Annotated in this window: 2 protein-coding genes and 2 tRNA genes; all 4 read left to right on the plus strand. The window is 69.8% G+C overall.

From position 1 onward, the window contains the following. A partial coding sequence (locus AB0B91_RS66085; RefSeq protein ID WP_358343255.1) for an EAL domain-containing protein occupies positions 1 to 752 on the plus strand: 752 nt, incomplete at its 5' end. A 96-nt stretch (positions 753 to 848) separates the two neighbouring features. Then, positions 849 to 921 (plus strand) — tRNA-Thr (locus AB0B91_RS66090). 25 nt (positions 922 to 946) lie between these two features. After that, positions 947 to 1,019, plus strand: a tRNA-Met gene (locus AB0B91_RS66095). 133 nt (positions 1,020 to 1,152) lie between these two features. Then, complete coding sequence (gene rpmG / locus AB0B91_RS66100; protein ID WP_013288652.1) at positions 1,153 to 1,320, plus strand: 50S ribosomal protein L33; 168 nt, start codon at positions 1,153 to 1,155, stop codon at positions 1,318 to 1,320. Positions 1,321 to 1,355: the final 35 nt, after the last annotated feature.

Here is a 1,355-nt window from a genome sequence, read left to right on the forward strand (position 1 = left end):
AGCCCAAGGTGACGCTGCGCGACCGTCGGCTGGTCGGCGTGGAGTGCCTGGCCCGCTGGGAGCATCCGGCGCACGGCACGGTCGCGCCGGAGGACTTCGTGGCGGTGGCCGAGCACACCGGTCAGCTCGGCCGGTTCACCGAGCTCGTGCTCCGGGAGGGGCTGCGGCGCAGCCGGGACTGGACGCACGCCGGCCAGCCGCTCGCCGTCGCGGTCAACCTCTCCGCCCGTACGCTCACCGACCAGCACTTCCCGGCCCGCGTCAAGGAGCTGCTCGACGAGTACGGCGTGGCGCCGCAGCTGCTCACGCTGGAGATCAAGGAGGCCGGAGTGCTGGACGGCACCGACCGGCCCATCCCGACCCTGCGGCGGCTGCGGGACCTCGGCGTACGGCTGTCGGTGGACGACTTCGGCACCGGCGACTCGTCCCTGGCCCACCTGCGCCGGCTGCCGGTGCACGAGGTGAAGGTCGACCGCTCGTTCGTGCAGGGCATGGCGACGGACCCGGGCGACCTGGCGATCGTCAACGCGGTGGTCACGCTCTCCCAGCAGTTCGGCCTGGCCGTGGTCGCCGAGGGCGTGGAGAGCGAGCTGACGCTGGAGTTGCTCCAGGACATCGGCTGCGAGATCGGCCAGGGCTTCCTGTTCAGCCGCCCGCTGCCGTACGAGCGGCTGGAGGCCTGGTTCGGTGCCCAGGTGGACCCGGAGACGATCTCGCCGGGGGAGCTGCCCCGGCTGCGGGCCGTGCCCTGATCTGCGGAAACGCCCTGGTGGGGGATCCGATTTCATCTCCGCCGCACGGCCGTGTAATGTATCCCCTGCGCGTCACCCCCCGGGGAGATCGCGCAGGCCCCCTTAGCTCAGTCGGCAGAGCGTCTCCATGGTAAGGAGAAGGTCTACGGTTCGATTCCGTAAGGGGGCTCAGAGGGTCCGGCTGGACCCGCCACGGCGGTGTAGCTCAGATGGCAGAGCAAGCGGCTCATAATCGCTGTGTCGCCGGTTCAAGTCCGGCCACCGCTACTCTCGTCCACCGGGCCAGCTCCCGGCGGTCGGTGGTGATGGGCGCCACAGGCGCCCACTTTGCATGTCCGCGCCGTCAGCGCGTAGGCTGATGCGCCGTAGTTGTTACCCGTAGCGAGGAAGGCACTCCGCCGTGGCGAAGGCGACCGATGTCCGGCCGAAGATCACTTTGGCGTGTGTGGAGTGCAAGGAGCGCAACTACATCACGCGCAAGAACCGTCGTAACGACCCCGACCGCATCGAGCTGAAGAAGTTCTGCCCGCGGGACGGCAAGCACACGGTCCACCGCGAGACCCGCTGACCCACGGCCGGTCCGCCGGCCAGGTCCTCAGGCAC

The organism is Nonomuraea sp. NPDC049141 (assembly GCF_040648415.1).
Taxonomy (GTDB): domain Bacteria; phylum Actinomycetota; class Actinomycetes; order Streptosporangiales; family Streptosporangiaceae; genus Nonomuraea.